We start from the raw sequence: 22,196 nt of genomic DNA, 5'->3' as shown, positions 1-22,196 counted from the left end.
ACGCGATGAATATCGGTCGGCGTCGGCTTCGGCGGATACGGGCACGGGCACTGGCACGGCCGCTGATCTCCGCGAGCCGGCGACGCGTGACAACGCGGTTAATAGGTGTCGGCGTCGGGTTCGGCGGAATGAGCACTGGCACGGCCGCTAATCTCCGCGAGCCGACGAAGCGCGAAAACACGCTGAACCGCGCCTAACGACAGGAACAGCCGTTGCTGCGATGCTCCCGATTCCACGGAGAAACGCATATGGCCGAGCACACCGAAACCGAGCAGGCGGCCGACGCCCGCTGCGAGTCGTTCATGCTCGCGGCGAACGGCTGGGTGCCGAACAACGCGCGCTTGCCGGTACTCGTCTGGCACGGCGCGATCGATCCTCAGGACCGCGACTGCGGCAGCCGCTTCGAGGCGCTCTTCGCGCAGAACGGCTGGCCGCCGCAATGGCGCGACAGCGTCTTCGACTATCACCATTTCCATTCGACGGCGCATGAGGCGCTCGGCGTGGCGTCAGGCGAAGCTGAACTGATCATCGGCGGACCGAACGGGCGCGTGATCCCCCTGCGCGCAGGCGATGCCCTGATTCTGCCTGCCGGCACGGGGCACTGCTTGCTGACGAGCGGACGCCGCTTTCAGGTGATCGGCGCGTACCCCCGGACCAGCAGTGGGACATTCGCCGCGACGCGCTCTCCGACGACGAGCGGCGCGCGATGGAAGCCCTGCCGTTCCCGAAAAGCGATCCGGTCGGCGGAGAAGGCGGACCGCTCACGCGCTTGTGGCGATAAGCGGCGTACTGCGCACTACGTTCACTGCTTGGCGCACGCCGCGCGGCGTTCGCGCACGAGCGGCACGCGCTTGACGACGCCCGTCGCGAGCGCGGTGCCGGCCAGCACGACGGCGCAAGCCGCGGCCATGCCCGCCGACACGCGCTCGGCCAGAAAGAGCGCGCCCCACAGAATCCCGAATATCGGAATCACGAACGTGACGGTGATCGCCCGCGCGGGTCCGGCGACCGCGATCAGGTGAAAGAACACCATGTAAGCCACGCCCGTGCACGCGACGCCGAGGCCGAGCACCGCGCCCCACGCGCTGAGCGACACCGCGCCCGCGGGCCACGCGACGAGCGCGAACGGGATGAGCACGAGCGTCGCTGCGCTCATCGTGCCGGCTGCCACGGTCAGCGAATCGACACCGGTCAGATACCGCTTCGTGTAACTGGCGGCGATGCCATAGCAGAGCGTCGCGGCCAGCGCGGCGAGGGCCGCTAGCGCCGTCGTCATCGGCGCGATCGCGGGTGTCGTGGCGTCGTGAACGAACATCTGATCCCACACGAGCGCCATCACGCCCGCGAAACCGATGCCCAGTCCCGCCACGCGCAGGCGGCTCAAGCGATCGCCGAGCCACAGGTAGGCGACGAGCGCGCCCCAGAGCGGCGTCGTCGCGTTGATCACGGAGGTGACGCCCGCGGTCAACGTCAATTCCGCATAGGCGAAGAGACAAAACGGCGCGGCGGAGTTGAAGACGCCGACCACGAAAAGCGGCCACGCGCGCTTGCGCATGGTCGCGAACGCCTCGCGCGGCGAGCCCCGCAGCATCAACACGATAACGAGAAAGGCAGCGCCGATGCCCACGCGCAGCGCCATCAGCGGCGCGACGCCGAGATCGGTCACCCCCACGCGAATGAAGAGAAATGAGCCGCCCCACAGCGCGGCGAGCAAAAGCAACTGAGCTAGATTGACGGGATTCATGACAGGCTTCGCGTAAAGAAAGGATGAAGCCATCGTAGCGGCGCGCAATCGCGCGATGCTTCGCTGCGGCCTGAAACGAAAGATGCGCGAGCCGAGGGCTTCGTCCGATGGAGGAGCATCGTAGGCGCGCGGCCGGGCGTCGGCAAACGAGCAATTCTCACCGGTATGTGAAAGAAATTGCGATTCATGCGGACGCGCTCCGGCGTCGGGCTTATGCCGTGCGGACGAGTGGCGCGCGTCTGTCGTCGGTGCGACTCTTGCTGGCAGGACGAAGAACGGCTCACGCATGACATCAACGACGCGAAAGGAGAGCGCCATGGAGAACGTCAACGTCAACGCAAATGCCAACGCCAGCGGCAACGCGAATGCAAAAGGGAACGCCGCGACATCGTCGGGCGAACCCGCTGTGTCGCGCAAGGCCGTGGAGCGCGCGATGGACGCCGCACTCGGGCCCGGCATGGAGCAGAGCGGCGAGGGCAACGCGGCGGCGCACGCGCCCGGCGCTGCGCAACAGCCCGCGCGTAATGCTCCGTATCCCGCGCCCTATCATGCGCACGGCAGCGTGCTGGAGGGCGGCGACAGTCCGGCCGTGCTTGCGCAGCCGGCGTCGGCTTCCTCGCAAGGGCAGGGCAGTCCGTTGCGTCCGGAGCGGCTGTCGGCGGGCCGCCGGGCGCAGCGCGTCATCTCGGGGGCGCAGGATGTCGCCGTGGCGCGCTATCGGCTCGTCACGGAAGGCACCGACGACTTCGTGCACGATAACCCGTGGAAGTCCATCGCGATGGCGGCGATAGGCGGCCTGATCGTCGGGCTGCTGATCGCGCGCTGATGCCGCATGGGGCGCGGCGGGCCTCGTCTTGCTTCGCAGCGATGGACGGCGCGGTGCGCATCGCCGCGCCGGACCGCTATGAATGGTTCGACGAGCGAAGCGCGCGCAAGCGGCTAACTATGGACGTCACGCAAGGCGGTCGTGCCGATGCACGATGAAAGCCGCGCCGCGTACTCATTGCGCATTCCGAATCGAAGGCAGGCGTTGGTCTAGCGCTCGTGCTTGCGACGCGCGGCTTCGAAACCGCGAGAAATCGGCGATGCTGGGGCAGCTGACAGCTCGCGTCGTCGCGGCGGCAGCTGGCGCTCTCCGTGAAAACGCGCATCGGCACGCGCACTGATTGCGCATTCCAAATCAAAGGTAGGTGTTTGTCTGACGCTCATGCTTGCCATGCGCGCCTCGAAACCGCGTGACCTGGCGATGCTGCGGCTGCGTTCGGGCCCACGTCGTCCCGGCGGCCGCAGGCGCTTCTCGTGGGCACGCGCATCGGCACGCATACTGATTGCGCATTCCGAAGCGATCGCAGGCGTTTGTCTCGCGCTCACGCTTGCCATGCGCGGTTTCGCAATCACGCGAATCGGCGGTGGTGCTGCTGTCAGGCTCGTGGTGTTCTGGCGGTGGCAGGCGCATTTCGTCGACACGCGCATCTGCGGGACGGGCCGGCAGCGCCAGGCGACGAATGGCATCGACATGCGCTTGAGCACTTCCGGTGGGAACTACAGCGCGAGGAACGTGTGGCAGGGTAGGAGCCGCTGCTGATCGGCGCTAGCCACGAACGAAGGCACCGAACCGCGCGACGCGTTGCGAGAAGTGGGCTACGACGGATCTATCGCGATCCTTCGCTGGTGAGTAATGGACCCGTCGCCGCACTTCTCGGATGCCGAAGCATTTCGGCAAGCGACGTCGGCGCCGTAGCGTCGACGCTGCCGTCGATTGAATCAAACCGACCGGCGGCGTCGATATATGAATGTTCAGGCCGTCTTCTTGAAGTCGTTGGTTTCGAGTTCCACCGACTGACCGCCATTGCGCTCGAGCGCCCGGCGCGCCGCTTCCTCGATCTGCAGACGTCCGCCTTCGAACGCGCTCAAGATGGCGTGCGACGAGGTTCCGCTATTGCCGAAGTGGTCGTTGAGCGCGTCGAGAGACACGCTGCACCAGACTTCGCGGCCGTCCACCGACGCTTCGAATGCGACACGCGCTGCCGCTACCACATGACGCCGCCCGCTGAACTCTATCGTCATCCTGATCACCTCCTGTTATTCGTTTGAGTTAAACGTTGGGAAAAAAGGAAAACTGGAAAGGCTTGATACACGCTGACCGTCACGCTCGGGACGAACTGGCCGAATGCCGGCATGCCGCCGGTGCCGCTTTCATCATACGCCGCGCGGCGCGTTCGCAGGGAAGTGCAACGCGTATGCCTGGCTGCGCGTCGGAAACGGCGCGCGCATCGGCGAGGACCGTTTCAGCAGCAGAGGCAGCCGCCGCGATGCCGCATGCCGTAACTGCCGACGTCGTCGTTCTGGGCCTGCGAGCTGCCGCCGCTGCTCCCGACAGACGGCGCGCCGACGGTCACGCGCACGGCCGTCGCGCCGCATGTGGGGCAGGCGGCGGGGTCGTCGCGTTCGGAGATGCGGCGGACTGCTTCGAATGCGCCGCATTCGGAGCATGCGTAGTCGTAGACAGGCATGGCGTCTCGTAAAGGAATTGAGAAGGGAAAGTGTAGCAAGCCAGCATCAGAAGGGCAGCAATAGCTATTCCGGAAGCGCGAGCGGCTCTCGGCTGGGTGGCATCGCCATTGCTATCGAAGGGGAGCTATCACCGCCAAAGGAGGCATCAATGAAACGCAATGCAGTTCTGCTCACCGCGCTGGCATCGGCGCTATTTGCCGCCGCGCCGGCAGTCACGCTCGCGCAGACGCAGGCGGCCAGCACCACGATGGCCAACGACTTGCCCTCGCCTGACAAGGAATTCGTGCAGGCCGCGTCGAAGTCCAGTTCCACGGAAATCGACGCCAGCAAGCTCGCCACCAAGCAATCGCAAGACAAGGATGTGAAGAGCTTCGCGCATCACATGATGGTCGATCACACGAAGCTCACGATGCAGCTGAAGATGGCCGCGCCGCACGGCATCGCCGTGCCGAAGGACAATTCGGACACGGCCGTGCTCGATTCGCTGAAAGGGCTGAAGGGCAAGGAGTTCGACACCGCCTATATCCAGAAGGTCGGCGTGCAAGGCCACCAGGAAGCGGTCGAAGCCTTCAAGAAGGAAGCCGAAGGCGGCCAGAACGCGGACTTGAAGAAGGCCGCGCAGAAGGCATTGCCGACCATCGAGCAACACCTGAAGATGGCGCAGGACCTCGCCTCGAAGAAGGGCGTGCAGTAAGCGTAAGCATCGAAACGGCGGGCGCGGCGTTCGGCGCCGCGCCGCCTTTCCTTGCTTCCCTCTGCTCCTGTCAGCGCGAGCCGCTGTGCAGGAGCCGCTCGCGTGCTTGCGGAATCGACTCGAACGCGCCGGCGTACTCATCGAATACGGACACCTCGCCCTGTCCGATGTCATAGACCCAGCCCTGCACCTGTAGCTTGCCGAGCGCGAGCCGTCCCGCCACCGCCGGGTGCGTGCGCAGATGCGTAAGCTGGAGGCGGATGTTTTCTTCGACCATCGCCTGCACGACGCGGCTTTCGTCGAGTTTCCTCGTCATCACGACACTGCGCGCCGCTTCCGCGTTGCGCAGCCACGCGTGGACCGTCGGCATTTCATCGGCAATGGTGGCGCCGGACGCGAGGCCCTTCATGGCGCCGCAATCCGAGTGGCCGCAGATGACGATCTGGCGCACGTTCAGCGCCAGCACCGCGAATTCCACCACGGCGGACACGCCTCCGAGCATTTCCCCATAAGCCGGCACGATATTGCCGATGTTGCGGCACACGAAAAGCTCGCCCGGGTGCGTCTGGGTAATCATCTCGGGCGACACGCGCGAGTCGGCGCACGTGATGAACAACGTATGCGGAGCCTGCTGATGAGCGAGGCTCTTGAAAAGCGCCTCGCGGTCGGGAAAGACGAACCGGCTGAAGTCTTCGGCGCCCTGCAGCAGATACAGCAGGTCGGGGTTATCGGAGCCTTTGCGCTCTTCGTTCATCGTCAATTTGTCGGACATGGGACCTCTACGTTTCACAGACCGGCGCGCGTCACGCGCCGCAACCGAGAGCTTGCGGGGTTTTGAGATGATCTGCAAGCGTGAGGCATTGTCGCGCTGAATGATGCAGTCGGCAGGAAACCGTTTTCTCTCTGCAGAAGAGCGGTGAAAGCTGCCTGGAAGCGTCGAGCTCGCCACTATGAGGCGTTCGTCACGGCCGCGCCGAAGCGCGACGCGCGATCATGCACCATCCGGGGTCGCAACGCGAGTCACGCCCGACGCTGCCACGGATGCCGACTCATCCGCTCAGAGCGCGTCGAGCCCGGTGACGGTCTCGACAGGAAACACGGCGTCCGACGGCGTGGCCAACTCGTGCCGGCGCAAGCGGTTGACCGCCGACAGTCCCAGCGACAAGCCCGGGTCCAGATAGTGAATGACGAGGCTGCGGCGTTCCCCTGCGAGCACATCCAGATTGCAATGCTGCATCAGGAATCCGTTGAAGACGTACACGTCGCCCGCGAAGCCCCGAATGCGAGAGCACAGGCCGCGTTCGAGATGCCGCTCGGTGCGCGCGGCGCGAAGCTGGAACGGCAGGCCGCGCTCGCCCCACTGCATGCTCTTGCGCAAGAGGTTGTGACGGCGTCGCGGAATCTCGCGTGTTCGCGGATAGACGACGAGATCGCCGCTCTTGTCCTTATCGCTCGCTGTCTTCAGCACGATCACGAGCGTGAGCACTTGCGAGTCGAAGTGTCGGCAATGGCTGCCCGCCGTCGTCGTGCTGCTTCCGATGCGCAGACCGAACCACGGTCCGACCGTCGCGGTGACCTGCATCGTCGACCTGAGCCAGTCGGATGCGGCGCGCACGGCCTCGTTTTCGAGTTCCTTGAAGGCGGGAATGTCGCGCAAGGTATGCACCACATCCTGCGCGCTGCCGAAAAACTGCTCGTGGTCGTGCGTGGCTTCATAGGCCGCATCCAGCATGCGGTTGATAGCGGAAAGCGTAGCCTGCGGCACGACGGATTCGAATACCGCAATGCTGCCCTTCGATGCCTGCGTCAACGCGGCACGGTCTTGTGCGTTCATATGCGCTCCCGAAGATGACGTGGAAAAGACGGCGATTCGTTGCGGGCGCGAGAGTCATCGGAGGCCGCGTGGCGCGTGCCTCGAAGCGAGAAGCATGACGTTGCCGCTGACGTGTGCGGCATTGCAGGCGTGCGTGCTGGTCTGACTCATGGCGAGCCTCTTTGATCTTTTCGATTCGTTCGATACCGCGACCCCGCGCGTCCGGCCCCGACCGCCTCCCGGCGCGCATTCCTGTCCGGCTTGATTCGTACGTAATCCTACGCGTTTCGATTCGTGCCGATATGGCTCTAATGTACGACGTCACGCGCGTTCGCGACACATGACGACCACGAGGACAAACCCGTAGCGACGCCACAATAAGCCGGCTTATGTTCGGTAACGATCGCAAGGAACGTTCGGGTGCAGACATCAGCGCCTGCGTGTGGCGGCTTATGAGCGCAAGCCGACATAGCAAACGTGAGCGCGGAGCATCGACCGGAACGAGCGTGCGTAGGCGCACGGAGGGGCCTCGACGGCGGCGGTAAGTTTTCGGCAACGGGGGCGGGCCTGGCCGGGTCCGTCGCGCTGGAAGCACAGCGCATACAACAAGAGGCGATCGGCGGCGACATGGGCGACATGCGCGACCGGCGATCCCCGGCGACATGCGACGGTGAAACAATGGAAAGGGCATCGCTCGAAGACAAACTGTGGGTCGCGACGTTTCTCGCCGCCGTGGCAAGCGACGTGCTCTCGGGCGTCATGCGCTATTACACGTCGATGGCCGGCGTGCCTCAGGCCGCGTATCTTCCGAAAGTCGTCATGGTCGCGTGGGTGTTGTTCACGCTCATCAAGCGCCCGAAGGCGAGCCACGCGCTCATTGGGCTCTACATGCTCGCGCAGTCGTGCGTATCGCTCTCGCATGGCGTCGTGCCGCAAGCCGTCGCGTTCTGGGTGTGGACGGTGACGCCGATGCTCTTTGCGCTCACGGCGCCGCGCGGCGCGCTCGCGCTGCTCAACGCGCGTACCGCGACAACCGGCTTTGTCGTGCTCGCCGCGCTGTGCGGCATCGGCATTCTCGCCAACACGTTCATGACGCTGCCGTGGGTGGGCGTGAGCGTATCGGTCGGCGGGCACAACGTGCGCGCCGCGGTGTCTTCCTATGTCGGTATCGCATCGCGGCTGTCGGGCTTCGGCCGCGATAGCGCGTCGACGGGGCTCATGGCCGGTCTGCTCACTACGTGGCTTCTCATGCGGACCGACAATCGCTGGTTGCAGTGCGCGTTGCTCGCGGCAGCGGGCGCGGCCATTCACGCCACCACCAACAAGACGGCGCCCGTGGCGCTCGCGCTTGTCGTCGGTGCGCACTGCCTTTTCTCCACGATGACGATGAAACGCGCCTGCCTGTGGGCGACGGCCTTCGCCATCGGCTTTCCGCTCGCGTCGTTCATCGCGGCCTCGGCGTTCAATCTCTCCGGCACGGGCTACATGACGCTCGCATCCTTCCAGGATCGCATGTTCAATACATGGCCGATCCTGATAGAAGGACTCCTGAAGAACAACCGCATATGGCTCGGACTCGGACCAGGTGGCTTCGGCTCGGCATCCACCTATTACGAAAGCGCGTTCGGGTTCAATGTGGCCTATGCGGACAACACGGTGCTGTATGTGCTCGCGAGCTTCGGCATGCTGGGCGCAGTAGCGCTTATCGGCTTTTTCGTGCGCGTGTTGCTGAGAGCGCAACCCGAGGACAGACCGTCGTGGGCAATGCTTCTTTATCTGCTCTTCGCCTGCGCCACGACCGATATCTGTGAATCGATCGGCTGCCTGCTATTCCTCGGCATCACGCTCGCTTATCTGCGTGAGAGCGGGCTCGCTGTGGAGCCGCGCGTGTGGCGCATGCCGGTGCCGTTGTCCGCGATGCAATGGCGCGCCCGCATGCCGGCGATGCATGCGATGCATGCGATGCCGTCGGTCAAGAGCGAGCCGATGCTCGAATCGGCGCGCGACGGACTGCGGAGCCTTTGACATGATCCGCGCGAAAAGCATCGCCCGGCACATCGCGGTAGCGGGCGTCGTGGCCGCCTGCATCACGATGCTGCCCGCATCCGCCACGACCGATGTAGCGCTCGACGGCTCGCCGGTGTCGCTCGAGCGCGCTTATGTCGCGTTGCCGTCGTTTGCCGCGTCGCGGGCGAACACGGGCGTCGCCATTCATCAGATCGGCGATACGCAACTGCTCGACGCGGTGAAGGACGTCGGCTTCTCGTTCGTGCGCACCGACCTCTTCTGGGAAGCGGTGCAAGCGCCGGACGGCTGGCACTTCGGTGAGTTCGACGGTCTCGTGAACAACCTGAAGGCGCGCGGTCTCGGCGCGCTTTTCATCCTCGGCTACAAGCATTACGCGTACAGCCCGGACCAGCCGCCGACGTCCGCGCCGCAGCTCGCCGCGTTTCAGACGTACACGTATCAGGCGGCATACCGCTATCGCAATGCGCCGGTACGCTTCGAAGTGTGGAACGAAGAAGATCATAAGGACTACTGGTTAGTCAGTCCCTCGGCGACCGCGTATCGCGCGTTGCTTCAGACTGCGGTGAAAGCGGCACGGGCCGCGAATCCCAACGTGGTGATTGCGACTGGTGGCGTGCAGCAGGTCGATCGCGACTTCATACGCGCGGTGGGCGATATCAGCGCGACGCAAACCGGGCCGGACGCCGTGAGCGTTCATCCGTACCGGCAGCAAGAACCGGAGACCGTGCTCGGGGATTATCGTGCGTTGCGCGAGGACCTCTCGACGTATGCAAGGCGTCCGCAAGTGTGGGCCACCGAATGGTCATACCCGAGCGTCGGCTATCACTATGTAGTTGATATCGGCAATGGTCACGCGAGCGAAGCGCGCGCGAGACAGGCGAACTATGCGGTGCGCTTGCTGTTGATGAACTGGATCGCGCAAGTGGGACTGACCTCCTACTACGACATGCGCAACGACGGCAATGATCCGAAGGAGATGGAACATAACTTCGGTCTGCTGGATGCGCAGAACGGAAAGCTCCCGGCGTATCGAGCGGTGAAGCATCTGTTCGCGTTCACGGCGGATGCGAAGAACGCGCGGTATTTCATCGACGAGAAGGAGCAATACATCGTGCTCAAGTTCGACGACGCGCAGGCAACGAAATATGTGGTCTGGTGCTACGGCGCCGGCAACGTGGTGAATCTGGATGTGTCGCGTCTGCCTGCGGGCGCGCGGATCACGGATCTGTTTGGCGTCGCGCGAGCCGGGCAGAAGGTGCTCGCCGTGACGGAAGCGCAAGGGCCGGTCTTCGTGACGGTTTCCTCGTAGTGGTTCGCTGTACGTATCAGCAGGCACATGCGAGGGAATGTGCCTGCGTGGAAATGCACTGACGTCCTGGGTCTTTTACTTTTCTTAGGGATATAACATGCTTTCATATAATATGCGCCCGGCCATGACGCCAGTTCCGCAACGCGGCGACGGTCTCGTCGACTTATGGCGCAGCGTGGTGCGCCATAAGACCTTGTTGGGCGCAGTCACCGGCACATGCTGCGCGGCCGGTGTGCTGTATGTGCTGCTCGCCACGCCGCAATATCGCGCTGAAGCGCTGTTGCGCGTGCAAAGCAAGGCCGGCACGTCGATCAGCGCGCTCTCCGACGTATCTGGCTCGATGGCCGCCGACGCCTCCGCGAACGACGAGAGCGACGTGCTCACGTCGCGTTCCGTGGTGAGCGCGGCTATCGCGCAGACGGGCGCGGAGACCGTCGTCGAGACGAAGAGCCACTTTCCTTTGATCGGTAGCTATCTCGCGTCGCGCCACGCGAGCGACAACGAGCTTGCGCCATCGCTCTTCGGCCTCGATGACTATGCTTGGGGCGGCGAGCGCCTGAAGCCCGGCGTGTTCACCGTTCCTGAGTCCACTTACAAGGCGAAGTTCCGCGTGGTCGCGGGACCAGCGGGACGATGGACGCTCTACGACAAGGACGACAGGCAACTCGCACAAGGGCGCGTCGGCGAGACAGTGCCGTTTCAGGTCAGTACGCCGGAAGGGCAGGCGCCCGGCGAACTGCGCATCGACACGCTGCGCGCGCGCCCGGGCATCAGCTTCGAACTGCGCAAGTACTCGCAGCAGATGACGTTCGACAACGTGATTGCGCGGCTGCGCACATGGATTCCGCCGCGCGAATCGTCGTTGCGCGACCCGTCGCTGATCCACCTGAGCTATCAGGCGGAATCGCCGCTGCTCGCGCAGGCCATGGTCAACGCGATCATCAAGACGTATCAGCAGCGCGACGTCGAACGCCGTGCCGCGCAGGCGCAGACGAGCCTCGACTTCCTGAAGCAGCGCCTGCCCGCGTTGAAGCAGGATCTCGAAACGGCCGAGCGACGCCTCAATGCATTCCGCACGCAAACGGGCACGGTCGACATGGCGCAGCAGAACACCGCGCTCATCACGCGCATGAGCCGGCTGGAAGAGCAGCAGACGACGCTGCAACTCGCCCTCGATGCCGCGCAGCATCGCTACAAGCCCGACAACGAGAACTATCAGAGCGCGCTCACGCAGTTGAATCAGGTGAAGCGCGAGATTGCCGATACGTCGAAGATCGCGGCGAATCTGCCGACCGTGCAGCGGCAATACGTCGAGCTCGCGCGAGATGTCGCCGTCACGACGCAGCTTTACACGAGCGTGCTCACGAATGCGCAACAACTGGAAGTGGCGGCCGCGAGCACGCCGCCGGGCGTCGCGGTTGTGGATTGGGCCGTCGCGCCCGAGAAGCAGTCGTGGCCGCGCGCGTGGATCGTGCTGCTCGGCTCTGTCTTCGGCGGCCTCTTTATCAGCACCGTTTCGATCTATCTGATCGCGTTGAATCGGCGCGAACTTCGGAGTCCGGAAGAAATCGATCAGTTCTCGCAGTTGCCGCGTCTTGCGGTGATCGCGCGTTCGACGGCGCAACTGCGCCAGGACGTGCGCGCGCTAACGCACAACGCCGCGCCTGCGAAGCTGCTCGCCATGACGAGTCCGACCGACCCGAGCATCGAGGCGTTGCGCTCGTTGCGCAACAGCGTCCGCGCGATGCTGAGCGGCGCGCCGGTGCCGATGGTTCATGCGGGACTCGGCGGCGGACTCAACTCGCTGAACCCGATGAACGGGATGCCTTTCGGCACGACCACGACGATGATGAATCCGCGCTATGTCGCGAGCGCCGACGATCGTCACGGCAAGGTGATCCTCTTCACCGGCCCGACGCAGGGCGTGGGCAAGAGCTTCGTCTCCTCGAACTTCGCGTATCTGCTAGCGGAAACGCGTGCGTCGGTGTTGCTGATCGACGCGGACATGCGGCAGGGCCGTCTGCGCCATCTCGTCGATGGCCGCACCGGGCCCGGTCTCGCTGAAGTACTGGAAGGCTCCGCGCACGTGGATGAAGCGATCGTCTCGCTCGGCGGTGGTCTTTCGATGATGGACGCGGGCGCGTTCTATCCCGAGAATCCCGCGGAACTGCTCGGCCGTCCGGCGTTCCAGGAGACGCTGTCGATGCTGCGCGACATCTACGATTACGTCGTCATCGACTCGCCGCCGGTGCTTCCGGTCAGCGACGCGCTCTCCATCGCCATGCACGATTGCGATCTCGTGCTGCTGGTGTCGCGGGCGGACCGGACGGGCGCGCGGCAACTGGAAGAGACCTTGCGCCGCCTTGAAAACGTGGGCGCGAAAGTGGGCGGCCACGTGTTCAACGGCTTCGCGCCCGGCCGCTACGGCGCGCGCGAGGAGTACGGTTTCCGGGCAGTCGCGCGCTGAGCGCGGCTAGCGTGCGTCGGCATTGAGCAGTCGCTGCAACGCGCCGACCACGTCGCCCCAAGCGCCCAGCTCGCGCGCCCGGACGAGCCGCACGTTCGGGTACCAGGCCGTTGTGGCGCCTTCGCGCTCGTAGCGCCATTCGGCGACGTGGTTCAGAAAGAGATAGGTGCGCTTGCCGAGCGCGCCGGCGAAATGCGTGAGCCCGCCGTCGTTGCCGATGAACGCATCCAGCCGATCGATCAGCGCCGCCGACTGACCGAGCGTCATGTCGAGATCGAGCGTGGTAAAGCGGTCGAGATCGTTCGAGCGCGGGTCGTTCAGCCAGCGGCGGCGTTCGAAGCCGCGCTGCATGACGACCCAGTAGACGTCGCTCTGCGTATCGAACAGCGGGTCGAGGTCGGGCAGGGTGAGGCTGCGGCTCGCGAAGTTATTCGCCGATTCGCACGATGACCAGAACACGCCGACGCAGCGCCGGCCCCGCGCGCGATGCCAGATGCGGTCGACGACGGCATCGACGCTCGCGGAGGCCGCCGGTTCGATGTACCGGTGCGACGGCGCGTGGCCGAGCACCGGGAAAAGGGCGGTGAACAGCGTGAACGGGTCCGTCCACATTGCGCCGTCGCCCGTCGGTCGCGTGAAGCCGGCGGCTTCCATCGCCCGGACGTAGTCGGCGCGATCGGCTTCCGGCGTCGCCACGCGGAAGAGGTCGGTGTCGTAGTCCACGGCGACGCGCATCGCCTGCAACGCGCCGATGTAGCGCGCCCAGTTCACCAGATCGCCGAAACCCGACGCGATGAGTTGGACAGACAGGCGCGCGGGCAGGGCGCGCTGACCGGTCCAGTAACCTTCGCGGTTCACATGCGGGAAAAGCACGCGCCGCGCGTCGTCGGACGACCAGTACTGATGCATCGCCTCGACGCCATGCGCGATGCCGTGAAGCCGCATGCGGCTGCGCGCCTGGTGATGACCGAGCACGAAGGCGGAATGCTCGTCGATGCCGTCGGGTCTCAATTCCAGTACGCGATTGTCTTCACCGAGATAATGCCATCCGTACACGCGCCACAGAAAACCGGCGATTTCAGGCGTCGACGCTTTCTGCGCGAACGATTCGATTCCCGCGAGCGCGACTTCTTTCAGACCGAGATGTGCGGCGACGTCGCACATGCAGTGGACGTGAAAGGCGAAAGAATCGGACAGACGCGTGAGCATGAAACAAATATCGAGCGCCTGAAGAAATTGTCCCGCGCGCAGATGCACGATTGCGCGCCAATGCCAGTATTCGGCCGTGTTGCCATCCGCCGCTCGCCGTTCGTCGAGAAAGCGCGCGCATGACTCGACATCGCCGGCGTAGAGTTTCGGATAAAGGTCGTCGTATTGTTCGAGCATGCTGTCGTGTCGTGGGTGGTGCGCAAAACTGGGCTTGAGCCCAGACGGAAGCGCTAATTACGCGACTATGGCACGATGCCGGGGCAGGTTTCGCTGAGTGAACGAATCGTCGAAGAAATTTGACGATTCAGCGCGCGTGCTTTCAGTATAGGTCGTGGTTTTGGTTTGGGGAGCACGGGGGAAAGCGCGTTGGAGAAGCGCCGACTTCTCGCGCTAGAACGCGTAAAGCTCCGGCACTCGTTCGCTCAGCTTGCGCGCTCGATACAACATGCGGTGGGTCTTCGGCGACAATACGTTGACTTCTCCTCTCAGCAAGCGGCTCACCATCTGTACGACGTCCTGTAACTCGTCGGCTTTATTGGCGACGCTCGGTCGGTTCAAATGCGTCATTTTCTCCAGAATTTGCGGATCGGTCACCGTGGTATGCAGGAGAATGGAAACGTGAGAATGCCGATTAATGAAAGCAGTGAGCGAATCGATATTGCCGAGATCGAGATCGTGCTGCAAGAATGCGGGATCGAGAATAAGAATATTGATGTCGCTACGATTTAGGCGGTCCGTTAATTCGACTTTGCATGAGGATATTCCGACAACTACCGGAAGACTGCTTTCGCTTAGAAGCAATTTTAAGCCTTCCGCTATCATCGGTGTCGTGTCCGCGATAAGCACTCGGTGTAAAGCCTTTCCTCGTTTCATCTTCAAGCCCCAAATCGATTGAAAGGTGCCACTGAGAAGGAGGATAACGCGGAACGCCTAGTTTCTCGAACGATTTTTATGCGCGTTTTTGCGAATGTCTTTTACTGAGCATTTTCTGATTAAATTCCGATGCCTTCGGGAAATACTCTCGGACGTCAAGCAATTGGTTCGGAACGGTTTGAAGTTGCTGAGACGAATTCGGCCGCGCCGATTATCGACGCGCACCATTGACGTGTTATCGCAGAGCAGTATCAGCGATCGTCCGGACGTGGAACGCCCGCCGGACTCGGGGGATCGCGCAAATCGGCGTCCGCTTGCGGCGGATGCGGCGGGTCTTCGGGCTGCGCCGGCCCGAGATCGGTCAGTCCCTCGGAGTCGATCGGGTTTTCGGGTGGTTTATTGGTTGAGCTGGTCGATGCGGACATGGTTGGCTCCGGTTGTCGAATACATCGACGCAACGAAGCAACGCGCATTCCGCGATCAGGCACTGTCGATGCTGATGGTCGGCAGCAATCTCAACAAAGGAGACGATCATGAGTATTCCGCAGAACGAACCGGGCACCGATGTCGTCGATACGGACAAAGCGGCGCAGCCCGCGCCGAAGTCCGGCGATCAACCGGCCGATATGCCGCTGACCGAGGCAGACGACGGCAACACGCGCACACCAACTGCGCCAGCGCAGGAATAGCAACGTAGGATCGGCGATGGCATAAGCGGTCGCCGATCATCAATTAAACGGCTAACTAAAAATGTGCTAATTTATCTTATGTCAAGTGACATAGCCGTCGCCCCCCCAATCAACCCATCTCCCGACTCCGCTCCAACAAAAACTCGCGCTCCCGCGCATTTCTCGCCAGCCCCGCCGCCCGCATGAACTCGTCCCGCGCCTCATCCACGCGACCGAGCCGCGCCAGCAAATCCGCGCGCACGCCGGGCAACCAGTGGTAGTTCTTCAGCGCGGCAGCATCTCGTAACCGGTCCACGATGGCGAGCGCCGCCTCGGGCCCCGACGCCATGCTCACCGCGACCGCGCGATTGAGCTCGACCACCGGCGTCGGCGCCACCTCCATCAGCGCATCGTAAAGCGCGACGATCATCGGCCAGTCGGTCTCGGCGGCGCTCGGCGCGCGCGCGTGGCATGCCGCCAGCTCCGCCTGCAACGCGTACACGCCGCGCGCGCCGCCCAACGCCGCCGCGCGCCGCAGCGCCGCCAGACCGCGCTGGATCAGCAACGGATCCCAGCGGCTGCGATCCTGGTCCGGCAACAGCACCGGGCGGCCGTCGCGGTCCACCCGCGCCTTCGTCCGCGATGCCTGGATCTCCATCAGCGCGACGAGGCCGTGCACCTCGCTCTCATGCGGCATCAGTTCGGCGAGAATGCGGCCGAGTCGCAGCGCGTCGTCGCAGAGCGCAGGCCGCATCCAGTCGTCGCCGGCTGTGGCCGAGTAACCTTCGTTGAAAACGAGATAGATGACTTCGAGTACCGATGCCAGCCGCGCCGCGCGCTCGCCGGCCTTCGGCACCTCGAACGGCACGCGCGCCGCCGACAGCGTGCGCTTCGCCCGTACGATGCGCTGCGCGATGGTCGGCTCCGGCGCGAGAAACGCCCGCGCGATTTCGTCCGTCGTGAGGCCGCCCAGAAGCCGCAGCGTCAGCGCGACGCGCGCATCCAGCGACAGCACCGGATGGCACGCCGTGAACACGAGCCGCAGCAGATCGTCGCCGATGTCGTCGTCGCGGGCGGCATCTAGGGAATCGACGAAATCGGGCGTGATGTGTCGCTCCTGCGCATCCAGATCGCGGCCGAGTTCCTCGTGCTTGCGCGCGTGCAGCGCGTGCTGACGCAGACGGTCGAGCGCGCGGTTCTTCGCTGTCGTCATGAGCCACGCTCCCGGTTTCTCGGGCACGCCTTCGCGGCTCCAGTGCTCGAGCGCCGCGACGAACGCGTCCTGCGCCAGCTCTTCCGCGAGCGCGACGTCGTGCACGACGCGCGCCGCGCTCGCAATCACCTTCGCCGATTCGATGCGCCACACCGCCTCGATGGTTCGCCGCGTCGCTGCTTCGCGTTCGTCCGACGACGCGCTCACGCTGCTTCCGGCTCCATATGCACCAGTTCCCAGGTATGGCCGTCGAGGTCCTCGAACGCGTGACCGTACATGGAACCGTGGTCCTGCGGCGCGCGCGGCGTGCGCCCGCCCGCAGCCACGGCCTTGGCGATGAGTTCGTCCACTTCCGCCCTGCTCTCGCATGACAGGCACACGAGCGCCTCGACGCTTTCACGCGCATCGACGAGCGACTTGTCGGTAAAGGTCTTGAAAAACGCCTCGGTGAGCAGCATCGCGAAGATGTTCTCGCCGATGACGAGGCACGCGGCGGCGTCGTTCGTGAATGCCGGGTTGAAGTGAAACCCGAGGGCCTTGAAAAACGTCATCGATTGCTGAAGGTCGCGAACCGCCAGGTTCACGAAGATCTGTTTGTGCATGGCGTGATGCTCCGTTTTCATGGGATGTCGTTTGAACGACGATCGAAGCACGCGGAAATCGACACCGCGTCACAGGTAGCACGGCCCGAGCTTGCGGACTTCCACCGTGCACCATGCCGCCGCCGGGCACTCGGCGGCAATCGCCACCGCTTCGGCGTGCGTCTCGCAATCGAGCAGGAAGAAGCCGCCGATCATTTCCTTCGCTTCCGCGAACGGGCCGTCGATGACCCGCGCGTCGCCTTTTAACGTGGAAACGCGCGACGCGTCCGCAAGCGACGTCAACGATTCGCACGCGCGCAGGACGCCGCGCGCCTTCAGCGTGTCGGCGAACTCGACCATCTGCCGATACGCCTCTCGCCCTTCCTCGGCCGTGCGCTGCGCGCGCTGACCGACGGGTTCCACGATGAGCAACAGAAAAGCCACGGCGGTCTCCTTTCGTGAAGTCATGTGCCGACAAAGTTAAACCGGCATCGCCTGAACAGCAACCTTCGGCCGCCACGCTCATTAGTCAGACGAAAAGACGTAATTGTCGTACGTTACAAGACGTTACGAGCTGTTACGTGCCATTGTCTGAATTATCCCGTAGTATTTGCCTCCGTCGGCCGGTAAGCGAATTGCCAAGAAGCAATTTATACCGCCCGGTGTCGCATGCCCTCAGTAGAGCGTCGCGCGGCGGTGGCCACCGCTGTACGTCCGCTCGTCCATCACGACGGCGCATTCGTTCGCTTCTTCGACATCCGGCCCGAAGCCGGGAGAGGCGAATACGTCGGTTCCCTGCCCGTCCCGAACCCGATGCCGAAGGCGTCGCCGGTCGCCTGCGCGCGTCCGGTCCATGCATATGAATCCATGAAGAAGAATACTTTCCTGCTTCCGACGCTCGTTCTCGCTCTCGCCGGTTGTGGCGGCAGCGACGACGCCTCCTCGCCCGCCTCCGTCATGAACGCAGCCGACGGTTCAACGGCTTCCGACCCGACTGCGGTCGCCAAGGCGGCGAGCGCGCAGTCGATGACTTGCGGCGCGCCCTCGGCAGCGGCGGCATCGGGCGGCAGCGGACAGATCACGGCGGACACGCCGAGCAGCGACGGCTCGCGCATGTTCCCCGCCGGCACGAAGTTCCAGGTGGCGATCACGACGCGCGCGGCTTCAGCCGACACGCTCAAATGGACCATCGCCGATGCGCTCGGCAAGACGGTCGCGAGCGGCAGCTTCCCGGCGCCCGCCGCGGCCACGAAGACCACGCTGACGTGTTCCTCGACGCTCGCTGGCTATTTCGCGGTCTCCGCGACGCTCGCCAATCACGGCGGACAGGTTCAGACGGCCGGCACGCGCCCGAACGGCATCGCCACCTTCGGCGTCATTCCGGATCTCGGCGGCGTGATTCCCGCCGTCACGTACGCGAAGCAGGAGCAGCATCGCTTCGGCATGCAGGGCTTCAACGGCAACGGCACGATGCTCGCCGCGCTCGGCATCTCGTCGACGATCGACGACCGCCAGATGTCCGTGATGGAGCCGAACGGCCGCTTCGCGTTCAACCCGAACGCGAACAACCTCGACCCGTTCTATACGTCCGGCAAGGTCATGCGCCTCGTCCGTCTGGACGGCATTCCCGGCGGCGCGAGCATGCACGGCCTGAGCCCCGACTACAGCTACATCCCGAACGACCTGAACTACTACGCGAACTACATGGGCCGTGTCGGACAGGAAACGGAAGCGATCCGCGCGCGCTACTACCCGACCATGTCGGCGAACTACTATCAGGTGACGTGGGAGCCGTACATCCAGTGGAAGGACACGGACGCGAACTTCGTCGCGCTCTACAAGGCGGCATATCAGGGCCTGCATTCGAAGGACCCGCACGCGGTCGTCATGGGTCCGGCCGAGCCGTTCCCGTCGCTCACCACCGATCGCCTGAAGCGCCTCGCGCCGCTCGGCCTCGCGCAGTATCTCGACGGCATCGCGACGCACGGTTACTACGATGCGGGCACGTCGCCGTCGCATCCGCCGGAGCGTCATCACACGGACGCGAATGCCGCCGATGCCGCGAACTCGCTGCTTAACGAAATGCGCAACCTGCGCGCGGAAATGGCGAAGGACTACAAGCCGAACATGAAGCTCTTCGTGACCGAGACGGGCATCAGCTATGACATCGGCGCGAACTACGGCCCGAACTATCCGTCGCCGAACATTCTGTTCGCGCACGGCGCGGTCGTCGCGCGCGCGCACATCATCCTGCTCGGCGAAGGCGCGGATCAGACCTACGTGTTCTTCGGGCCGGACTTCCCCGGCGAGCCGGGCTACGGCACGTTCTTCGATCTGGATCATCCGCAGGCCGCGTTCGGCACGACGAACATCAGCCCCAAGCCGGCCGCGATGGAAGTCGCCGCCATGACCCGCGTGCTCGACGGCACCACCACGCTCGGTCCCGTGAACAACCTGCCCTCCGGCGTGTACGCCTATGCGTTCCAGCAACTCGGCAACGGCAAGGTCATCACCGCGGTCTGGACGCACAACAACGCGGTGTGGCCGGCTTCGAACGGCGCATTCAGCACGACCTACAGCACTGCCTACAAGCTCAATGTCGATGCAGCCGGCACGAGCGGCACGGTGAAGCTGATCGACGCGATGGGCAACGTGTCGAGCGCGCCGTACACGAACGGCGTGGTGACGCTCACGCTCACCGAGTCCCCGCAGTACGTCGTTTCGACCAACGCCGACGTCGCGAAGAAGAACGCGACGAAGCCGCAGGGTTACACGGGCATGTGACCTCCGCGCCGTAGAAATGCGAACGCGCCCGCTATCTCGATATTGACAGCGCCGCGCGTTCGCATCGATACTGCGTTTCATGCACGCAATCCTTTCCCTCGCCATCGCCGCGATTAAAAACCCAGTGAACGCCATCATCGGCGGGTCATCGGGAGAACGCGTGCGCTAGCGAGACAGGCAAGCAAGTCGATTCCGAAGGCCCCGCCGCAAGACGGGGCCTTTTAGTTTGATGCGTGCCTGGCCTTCCGTCTTCGGCTCTATATGGAGAGCAAGATGGAAGAGCTATCGCAAGTGCTGGAAGGGCGTGGCGCGCGCCACGGCGTCGCCTCGGGCAAGCTGCATGCGTCGGGCGCGCGGGTGGTCGTGTATGTCGAGGTGTTGCCGCATCAGATGGTCTCGTGGCGGCTTGCGCGCGATGCCGAATTGCGCGCGGATGCCTCGATATGGCTCACGCGTCATGAGGACCCCTACGATTACTGGCTCAAGCCCGGCGATGTCGTGCGGCTTGCGCGCGGCGAACGCGTGTGGCTGTCGTCGGAGTCGGAGGGCGCGGTCGAGGTGTCGCTGACTTCGTATCGCGCGCAGCACGTTCGGCCCGCGTGGGCGCGCTTCATCGTTCGGTTCATCGCCCGCCTCAAACCGCCCGCCGTGAACGCGCTCTGATGGCGGCCGCCTACGGTGCCGTGCAGCGGAAGCTCGCGGCCACGTTCACTCGTCCCTTGCCGAGATAGCGCGGATAGCCGGGGTATCGGCAGATGGGACGCGTGCGTCCGTTGGTGGCCGGCGCGATGTCCGTGCCGATGAGCGTCTCCGGCGCGACGCCGTTCGTCACCCACTCGTCGAGCGCGCCGAGTTCGTCCCATGCGGGAATGAACACGCCGTTGCCGTGCTGGAAGCCCGGCACCATGTAGAGCCGCATGAACGAATCGACGGTCTCCTGACCATATCGCTCGACGAGTCCGCGATAGAACGCGATCGTCTGGTTCGGGCTGATCACTTCGTCGGCGAGGCCGTGCATGGCGACCAGCTTGCCGCCGTGCGCGATGAACGCCGAGAAATCCGGGTTCATCGCGCCGACCGTATAGGCGAGCGTGACGAGCCGCTGCCGGTAGCGGCCGGGATTGTCGATATCGAACGAGAGTCCGCTGACTGCCGCATCGCGCGTGACGAAGTGGCGGATATACGCGTCGCCCTGCGCGAACAGATAGCCGTTCGCGGCGAACGTCGGCGGGTTCACGAGCGTGGGCGAATCGCCGAGGCCGAGCACGCCGGAGAAGTCCACGCCCTGAAACACGTTGTAGCCCGGATAGGTCGCGACGCCATAGGCGAGCGGATAGCGCATCGAAAGACCGTCGCGCAGCAGTTCCAGCGTGTCGAGTTGGGCATCGGAGAGGCAACTGTCGCGCAGCGACGGACGCTGACCGTTCGCGCAGCGCAACGACGCGATGATCTGCGGTTCCAGTTGCCGGCACGCTTCGACATTGCCGACGATGCCGTCCGCGAGACCGTCGAGCCGGTCGCATTCGTGGACCACCGTCTCGTAGACGCGCCGTTGCTGCGCGAGCCCGACGAAGCCGCCCGGCTTCGCGTACGACGCCTGCCCCACTTTCACGCCGAGCAGCCGCACGCCCGAGAAGTTGATGGCGGGCGCGTTGGCGATCACGCCGTCGTAGTCGTTCGGGAAACGCTCGATGACGGTGAAGCCTTCGCGCCCGCCCGTCGAGCCGCCCGCGAAGTAGATCTTGTCGGGCAAGCGCCCGTAGCCCATTTCGATCAGCGCGAGCGCGACATCGCGCGTTTTCTTCAAATGCGCGAAGCCGAAGTTGACGATGGCTTCGTCGTTCACGGCGAAATCCGCGCGTCCCGAATTGCCGACGTGCCCCGAGTCCGAGCCGAAGGTCGCGTAGCCGCGCGCGAGCGGCGTCGAATCGGGCGCGAAGGGCATCGGCTCGGTGCCGGACACGAGCACGCCGTTGTAGCCGCCGCCGCCCATTTGCAGCGCGCGCCCGTTCCAGTGGCTCGGCAGGTTCACTTCGAAGCGGATGTCCGGCGTCGTCTCCTGAATCGCGCGGATGATGCCCGTCACGCGGCAGTACTCGCCGTTGCGATTGCCCGGCGCGGCCGCCTTGACCGCCGACGCCGTGACGATCAGCGCGCCGCGCGTCGGCAAGCCGATGATCGACGCGGGCACGGTCTTGCCGGCGAGGTCTTCGCAGTGCCGGGTCACGTACGCGGCGGCGTGCGCGCGCGAGAGCGGCATCAGCGCGAGCGCGGCGACGAGCAATGCCCGGCACGCGCG

23 protein-coding genes and 1 pseudogene are annotated in these 22,196 nt (G+C 64.4%); 10 read left to right on the top strand and 14 right to left on the bottom strand.

Annotation, left to right across the window (positions count from 1 at the left end; genetic code table 11):
• Positions 1 to 98: 98 nt before the first annotated feature.
• Positions 99 to 362 carry a hypothetical protein gene (locus tag LDZ24_RS07085; protein ID WP_248322376.1) on the bottom strand — a complete coding sequence of 88 codons (264 nt, stop codon included), beginning with the start codon at positions 360 to 362 and terminating at the stop codon, positions 99 to 101.
• Between LDZ24_RS07085 and LDZ24_RS07080 the strand changes: the two are divergent.
• Positions 249 to 781: pseudogene (locus tag LDZ24_RS07080) on the top strand (cupin domain-containing protein). The gene LDZ24_RS07085 and the pseudogene LDZ24_RS07080 sit on opposite strands and share 114 nt — an antisense overlap.
• Before the next feature lie 21 nt (positions 782 to 802).
• On the opposite strand, the gene LDZ24_RS07075 reads toward LDZ24_RS07080, so the two are convergent.
• Positions 803 to 1,744 carry a DMT family transporter gene (locus tag LDZ24_RS07075; RefSeq protein WP_248319866.1) on the bottom strand — a complete coding sequence of 314 codons (942 nt, stop codon included), beginning with the start codon at positions 1,742 to 1,744 and terminating at the stop codon, positions 803 to 805.
• A gap of 316 nt (positions 1,745 to 2,060) precedes the next feature.
• On the opposite strand from LDZ24_RS07075, the gene LDZ24_RS07070 reads away from it, so the two are divergent.
• Positions 2,061 to 2,570: a YqjD family protein gene (locus LDZ24_RS07070; protein WP_248319865.1), complete on the top strand. Its 510-nt coding sequence runs from the start codon at positions 2,061 to 2,063 to the stop codon at positions 2,568 to 2,570.
• Positions 2,571 to 2,951: 381 nt separating this feature from the next.
• The gene (locus LDZ24_RS07065) at positions 2,952 to 3,329 is read left to right on the top strand and encodes a hypothetical protein (protein WP_248319864.1); all 378 of its coding nucleotides are present in this window, start codon (positions 2,952 to 2,954) and stop codon (positions 3,327 to 3,329) included.
• A gap of 212 nt (positions 3,330 to 3,541) precedes the next feature.
• Here the strand turns inward: LDZ24_RS07065 and LDZ24_RS07060 are convergent, their stop codons facing one another.
• Positions 3,542 to 3,811 (bottom strand): DUF1488 domain-containing protein, encoded by a 270-nt coding sequence (locus tag LDZ24_RS07060; RefSeq protein WP_175940343.1) that lies wholly within the window; start codon positions 3,809 to 3,811, stop codon positions 3,542 to 3,544.
• 221 nt (positions 3,812 to 4,032) lie between these two features.
• The gene (locus LDZ24_RS07055; RefSeq protein WP_248319863.1) at positions 4,033 to 4,257 is read right to left on the bottom strand and encodes a zinc ribbon domain-containing protein; all 225 of its coding nucleotides are present in this window, start codon (positions 4,255 to 4,257) and stop codon (positions 4,033 to 4,035) included.
• Between the two features lie 149 nt (positions 4,258 to 4,406).
• Here LDZ24_RS07055 and LDZ24_RS07050 point away from each other — a divergent pair, with 149 nt between their 5' ends.
• Positions 4,407 to 4,952 carry a DUF4142 domain-containing protein gene (locus LDZ24_RS07050; protein WP_248319862.1) on the top strand — a complete coding sequence of 182 codons (546 nt, stop codon included), beginning with the start codon at positions 4,407 to 4,409 and terminating at the stop codon, positions 4,950 to 4,952.
• A gap of 70 nt (positions 4,953 to 5,022) precedes the next feature.
• Here LDZ24_RS07050 and LDZ24_RS07045 read toward each other — a convergent pair whose 3' ends face one another.
• The gene (locus tag LDZ24_RS07045) at positions 5,023 to 5,724 is read right to left on the bottom strand and encodes a carbonic anhydrase (RefSeq protein ID WP_248319861.1); all 702 of its coding nucleotides are present in this window, start codon (positions 5,722 to 5,724) and stop codon (positions 5,023 to 5,025) included.
• 285 nt (positions 5,725 to 6,009) lie between these two features.
• Positions 6,010 to 6,786, bottom strand: a complete 777-nt coding sequence (locus LDZ24_RS07040; protein WP_248319860.1) for a hypothetical protein — start codon at positions 6,784 to 6,786, stop codon at positions 6,010 to 6,012.
• Positions 6,787 to 7,443: 657 nt separating this feature from the next.
• Here LDZ24_RS07040 and LDZ24_RS07035 point away from each other — a divergent pair.
• From LDZ24_RS07035 to LDZ24_RS07025, 3 genes are all read left to right on the top strand, one after another.
• A complete protein-coding gene (locus LDZ24_RS07035; RefSeq protein WP_248319859.1) occupies positions 7,444 to 8,790 on the top strand; it encodes a hypothetical protein in 1,347 nt (448 codons plus the stop codon).
• A gap of 1 nt (position 8,791) precedes the next feature.
• Positions 8,792 to 10,102: a cellulase family glycosylhydrolase gene (locus tag LDZ24_RS07030; protein WP_371747330.1), complete on the top strand. Its 1,311-nt coding sequence runs from the start codon at positions 8,792 to 8,794 to the stop codon at positions 10,100 to 10,102.
• Between the two features lie 124 nt (positions 10,103 to 10,226).
• Complete coding sequence (locus LDZ24_RS07025; RefSeq protein WP_248319858.1) at positions 10,227 to 12,569, top strand: GNVR domain-containing protein; 2,343 nt, start codon at positions 10,227 to 10,229, stop codon at positions 12,567 to 12,569.
• 6 nt (positions 12,570 to 12,575) lie between these two features.
• On the opposite strand, the gene LDZ24_RS07020 is transcribed toward LDZ24_RS07025, so the two are convergent.
• The 3 genes from LDZ24_RS07020 to LDZ24_RS07010 all read right to left on the bottom strand — a co-directional run bounded on the left by LDZ24_RS07020 (position 12,576) and on the right by LDZ24_RS07010 (position 15,076).
• On the bottom strand, positions 12,576 to 13,955 hold the full coding sequence (locus LDZ24_RS07020; protein ID WP_248319857.1) for a glycosyltransferase family 9 protein: 1,380 nt from the start codon (positions 13,953 to 13,955) through the stop codon (positions 12,576 to 12,578).
• 213 nt (positions 13,956 to 14,168) lie between these two features.
• Positions 14,169 to 14,657, bottom strand: a complete 489-nt coding sequence (locus tag LDZ24_RS07015; RefSeq protein ID WP_248319856.1) for a hypothetical protein — start codon at positions 14,655 to 14,657, stop codon at positions 14,169 to 14,171.
• A gap of 245 nt (positions 14,658 to 14,902) precedes the next feature.
• Positions 14,903 to 15,076 carry a hypothetical protein gene (locus tag LDZ24_RS07010; RefSeq protein ID WP_248319855.1) on the bottom strand — a complete coding sequence of 58 codons (174 nt, stop codon included), beginning with the start codon at positions 15,074 to 15,076 and terminating at the stop codon, positions 14,903 to 14,905.
• Between the two features lie 108 nt (positions 15,077 to 15,184).
• Between LDZ24_RS07010 and LDZ24_RS07005 the strand changes: the two genes are divergently transcribed.
• Positions 15,185 to 15,340: a hypothetical protein gene (locus LDZ24_RS07005; RefSeq protein WP_248319854.1), complete on the top strand. Its 156-nt coding sequence runs from the start codon at positions 15,185 to 15,187 to the stop codon at positions 15,338 to 15,340.
• A gap of 109 nt (positions 15,341 to 15,449) precedes the next feature.
• Here the strand turns inward: LDZ24_RS07005 and LDZ24_RS07000 are convergent, their stop codons facing one another.
• The 4 genes from LDZ24_RS07000 to LDZ24_RS06985 all read right to left on the bottom strand — a co-directional run bounded on the left by LDZ24_RS07000 (position 15,450) and on the right by LDZ24_RS06985 (position 17,968).
• Positions 15,450 to 16,739, bottom strand: coding sequence for an RNA polymerase sigma factor (locus LDZ24_RS07000; RefSeq protein ID WP_248319853.1), 1,290 nt, complete (start codon positions 16,737 to 16,739; stop codon positions 15,450 to 15,452).
• Positions 16,736 to 17,134, bottom strand: coding sequence for a VOC family protein (locus LDZ24_RS06995; protein ID WP_248319852.1), 399 nt, complete (start codon positions 17,132 to 17,134; stop codon positions 16,736 to 16,738). Before LDZ24_RS06995 ends, LDZ24_RS07000 begins: the two co-directional genes overlap by 4 nt.
• A gap of 69 nt (positions 17,135 to 17,203) precedes the next feature.
• Positions 17,204 to 17,557 (bottom strand): YciI family protein, encoded by a 354-nt coding sequence (locus LDZ24_RS06990; protein WP_248319851.1) that lies wholly within the window; start codon positions 17,555 to 17,557, stop codon positions 17,204 to 17,206.
• A 231-nt stretch (positions 17,558 to 17,788) separates the two neighbouring features.
• Positions 17,789 to 17,968, bottom strand: a complete 180-nt coding sequence (locus LDZ24_RS06985; protein ID WP_248319850.1) for a hypothetical protein — start codon at positions 17,966 to 17,968, stop codon at positions 17,789 to 17,791.
• Positions 17,969 to 17,980: 12 nt separating this feature from the next.
• Here LDZ24_RS06985 and LDZ24_RS06980 point away from each other — a divergent pair, with 12 nt between their 5' ends.
• Both LDZ24_RS06980 and LDZ24_RS06975 read left to right on the top strand, forming a co-directional pair.
• Positions 17,981 to 19,897, top strand: a complete 1,917-nt coding sequence (locus LDZ24_RS06980; RefSeq protein WP_248319849.1) for a hypothetical protein — start codon at positions 17,981 to 17,983, stop codon at positions 19,895 to 19,897.
• Between the two features lie 273 nt (positions 19,898 to 20,170).
• Positions 20,171 to 20,560, top strand: a complete 390-nt coding sequence (locus LDZ24_RS06975) for a DUF2917 domain-containing protein (RefSeq protein ID WP_248319848.1) — start codon at positions 20,171 to 20,173, stop codon at positions 20,558 to 20,560.
• Positions 20,561 to 20,570: 10 nt separating this feature from the next.
• Here the strand turns inward: LDZ24_RS06975 and LDZ24_RS06970 are convergent, their stop codons facing one another.
• Positions 20,571 to 22,157, bottom strand: a complete 1,587-nt coding sequence (locus LDZ24_RS06970) for a tannase/feruloyl esterase family alpha/beta hydrolase (protein WP_371747412.1) — start codon at positions 22,155 to 22,157, stop codon at positions 20,571 to 20,573.
• Positions 22,158 to 22,196 lie beyond the last annotated feature (39 nt).

This window comes from Caballeronia sp. Sq4a (genome assembly GCF_023170545.1).
Taxonomy (GTDB): Bacteria; Pseudomonadota; Gammaproteobacteria; order Burkholderiales; family Burkholderiaceae; genus Caballeronia.
The sequence above is the reverse complement of the archived record's forward strand: the minus strand, read 5'-3'. Positions and strand labels throughout refer to the sequence as shown.

Excerpts from the sequence above, each read along its gene's own strand:
- LDZ24_RS07075 (WP_248319866.1), bottom strand. The coding sequence starts at position 1,744 with ATGAATCCCGTCAATCTAGCTCAGTTGCTTTTGCTCGCCGCGCTGTGG.
- LDZ24_RS07070 (WP_248319865.1), top strand. The coding sequence starts at position 2,061 with ATGGAGAACGTCAACGTCAACGCAAATGCCAACGCCAGCGGCAACGCG.
- LDZ24_RS07065 (WP_248319864.1), top strand. The coding sequence starts at position 2,952 with ATGCTTGCCATGCGCGCCTCGAAACCGCGTGACCTGGCGATGCTGCGG.
- LDZ24_RS07060 (WP_175940343.1), bottom strand. The coding sequence starts at position 3,811 with ATGACGATAGAGTTCAGCGGGCGGCGTCATGTGGTAGCGGCAGCGCGT.
- LDZ24_RS07055 (WP_248319863.1), bottom strand. The coding sequence starts at position 4,257 with ATGCCTGTCTACGACTACGCATGCTCCGAATGCGGCGCATTCGAAGCA.
- LDZ24_RS07050 (WP_248319862.1), top strand. The coding sequence starts at position 4,407 with ATGAAACGCAATGCAGTTCTGCTCACCGCGCTGGCATCGGCGCTATTT.
- LDZ24_RS07045 (WP_248319861.1), bottom strand. The coding sequence starts at position 5,724 with ATGTCCGACAAATTGACGATGAACGAAGAGCGCAAAGGCTCCGATAAC.
- LDZ24_RS07040 (WP_248319860.1), bottom strand. The coding sequence starts at position 6,786 with ATGAACGCACAAGACCGTGCCGCGTTGACGCAGGCATCGAAGGGCAGC.
- LDZ24_RS07035 (WP_248319859.1), top strand. The coding sequence starts at position 7,444 with ATGGAAAGGGCATCGCTCGAAGACAAACTGTGGGTCGCGACGTTTCTC.
- LDZ24_RS07030 (WP_371747330.1), top strand. The coding sequence starts at position 8,792 with ATGATCCGCGCGAAAAGCATCGCCCGGCACATCGCGGTAGCGGGCGTC.
- LDZ24_RS07025 (WP_248319858.1), top strand. The coding sequence starts at position 10,227 with ATGACGCCAGTTCCGCAACGCGGCGACGGTCTCGTCGACTTATGGCGC.
- LDZ24_RS07020 (WP_248319857.1), bottom strand. The coding sequence starts at position 13,955 with ATGCTCGAACAATACGACGACCTTTATCCGAAACTCTACGCCGGCGAT.
- LDZ24_RS07010 (WP_248319855.1), bottom strand. The coding sequence starts at position 15,076 with ATGTCCGCATCGACCAGCTCAACCAATAAACCACCCGAAAACCCGATC.
- LDZ24_RS07005 (WP_248319854.1), top strand. The coding sequence starts at position 15,185 with ATGAGTATTCCGCAGAACGAACCGGGCACCGATGTCGTCGATACGGAC.
- LDZ24_RS06995 (WP_248319852.1), bottom strand. The coding sequence starts at position 17,134 with ATGCACAAACAGATCTTCGTGAACCTGGCGGTTCGCGACCTTCAGCAA.
- LDZ24_RS06985 (WP_248319850.1), bottom strand. The coding sequence starts at position 17,968 with ATGGACCGGACGCGCGCAGGCGACCGGCGACGCCTTCGGCATCGGGTT.
- LDZ24_RS06980 (WP_248319849.1), top strand. The coding sequence starts at position 17,981 with ATGAAGAAGAATACTTTCCTGCTTCCGACGCTCGTTCTCGCTCTCGCC.
- LDZ24_RS06975 (WP_248319848.1), top strand. The coding sequence starts at position 20,171 with ATGGAAGAGCTATCGCAAGTGCTGGAAGGGCGTGGCGCGCGCCACGGC.
- LDZ24_RS06970 (WP_371747412.1), bottom strand. The coding sequence starts at position 22,157 with ATGCCGCTCTCGCGCGCGCACGCCGCCGCGTACGTGACCCGGCACTGC.